At 74.9% G+C, this 2,166-nt stretch carries 2 protein-coding genes; one reads left to right on the forward strand and one right to left on the reverse strand.

What is annotated here, in order from left to right; translation table 11 throughout:
- Nucleotides 1–229 precede the first annotated feature (229 nt).
- A complete protein-coding gene (locus AB0J52_RS37390) occupies nucleotides 230–1,336 on the forward strand; it encodes a saccharopine dehydrogenase family protein (protein ID WP_500187687.1) in 1,107 nt (368 codons plus the stop codon).
- 11 nt (nucleotides 1,337–1,347) lie between these two features.
- Here the strand turns inward: AB0J52_RS37390 and AB0J52_RS37395 are convergent.
- Nucleotides 1,348–2,166: cytochrome P450 (locus AB0J52_RS37395; RefSeq protein WP_500187688.1), on the reverse strand; the 819-nt coding region annotated here is incomplete at its 5' end.

Consider the following 2,166-nt stretch of genomic DNA (forward strand, 5'->3'; position numbering starts at 1 on the left):
CCGTCGGCGCGCACCGGCCCCGCGCCGCAGATCACCGGCTCGTACCAGCCGCCGTCCACGAGCGGCGGGGAGCTGAACAACTCGTACGCCAGGGACAGTTCGAAGTGCAGGATCCCGCTCGCGACGGCCACCGCGACCGTGTGCACACCAGAGGTCATGTCCGGAAGTGTACGCATCTTGTCGTTCCGGACACTCGCGCGGGGACCGTGCTGGTCGCGACCATGGAGACGTGAACGAGACTCTTGGAAACAGCCGGACGGTCGCGGTCTACGGGGCGTACGGGCACACGGGCCGATTCGTGGTGGCGGAACTGCTGGAGCGCGGGTTCGTCCCGGTCCTGGTGGGCCGCGACGCCGCCAAGCTGGACGGCCTCGCGGCGCGGTTCCCCGGGCTGGACGCCCGGCCCGCCCCGGCCGACGACCCGGCGGCGCTCGACCGGGCGCTGGCCGGCGTGGACGCCGTGATCAACACCGCCGGGCCGTTCGCCGTCACGGCCGCCCCCCTGATCGAGGCCGCCCTGCGCGTCGGCGTCCCCTACGTGGACGTCGCGGCCGAGATCGAGGCCAACCGCGACACCTTCGACCACTTCGCCGACCGCGCCCGCGCCGCCGGGACCGTGGTCGTCCCCGCCATGGCCTTCTACGGCGGGCTCGGCGACCTGCTCGCCACCGCCGCCATGGACGACTGGACCGAGGCGGACGAGGTCCACGTCGCCTACGGCCTCGACAGCTGGCACCCGACGGCCGGGACCCGCGCGGCGGGCGCGGTCTCCCACAGCCGCCGGAACGGACGGCGCGTCCGCTTCACCGCCGGCGCCCTGCGGTACCACGACGACGAGCTGCCGATCCGGACGTGGGACTTCCCCGAGCCGACCGGGGCCCGCGACGTCCTCGGCGAGTTCACGATGGCCGACGTCGTGACCATCCCGAGCCACCTGCGCGTGCCCGAGGTGCGCAACTACATGACCGTCCAGGCGGCGAGGGACCTGTCGTCCCCCGACACGCCCGCGCCGGTCGCCGCCGACGAGGACGGACGGTCCGAGCAGTCGTTCGTCGTCGACGTCGTCGTGGTGTCGGGCTCCACCCAGCGTCGCGCCACGGCCTCCGGACGCGACATCTACGCCGTCAGCGCGCCCCTGGCCGTCGAGGCCGTGCACCGGATCCTCACCGGCCGCACCCGCACGACCGGCGTCGCCTCCGCGGGCGAGCTCTTCGACGCCCGCGACTTCCTGGTGGCGCTGTCACCCCACATCACCGTCCGGCACCACGCGGAGTCCGCGAGCATGGCCTCCGACATCGCCCAGCGGCGCGCCGCGCCCTCGGCGTCCAGGGCGTAGCGGCCGGCCCGTCACCACCGGACGGGGAGCACCGCCGGCCCGCTCACGATGCCGCCGGTGCGCCATGGGATCTCGTTCGCGGGGACGGCCAGCTCCAGGTCGGGGAAGCGCTCGGACAGCGTGCCGAGCGCGACCTCGAGCTCCTGCCGCGCCAGGTTCGCGCCGAGGCAGAAGTGCGGGCCGTGCCCGAACGTCAGCAGCGGCACGCCGTCGGCCGGACGGTCCGGAACGAACGCGTCCGGGGCGGGGTAGACGGCCGCGTCGCGGTTGGCCTCGGCGAGCATCGGCAGGACGGTGTCACCGGCGCGGACCGTCCCGGCCGCCAGCTCGACGTCCTCGGTCGCCAGCCGCGGCATCGCGACGGTCGCGGGCGTGTCGTGCCGCAGGACCTCCTCCAGCAGCCCCGGACCGGCCGGGGCGGGCCAGCGCCCCTCGGCGACCAGCGTGAACACCGCGGACGCGACCAGGTGCGCGGTCGTCTCGTGCCCGGCGGTGATGATGTTGATCACCATGCTGACCAGCTCCGGACCGGACAGGCCCCCGCCGTCGCCGTCCTCGCCCTCGTCCCGCGCGGCGATCAGCACGTCGATCAGCGCGTCGCCCGGCTCCTTCCGCCGGGCCTCGACGAACGCCTCCACGTAGCCGCGGAACTCCCGCCCGTTCGCCGAGCGGCTCGCCCCGCTCCCGGTGCCGGTCGACAGCGCCACGTCCGCCCACCGCCGGAACCGCTCGCGATCGCCCTCGGGGACGCCCAGCAACTCGCAGATCACCCGGACCGGCAGCGGGAACGCGAACGCCGCCAGCAGGTCGCAGGCGTCCGCCGGGATGCC

Source organism: Spirillospora sp. NPDC049652, assembly GCF_040675125.1.
GTDB lineage: Bacteria > Actinomycetota > Actinomycetes > Streptosporangiales > Streptosporangiaceae > Spirillospora.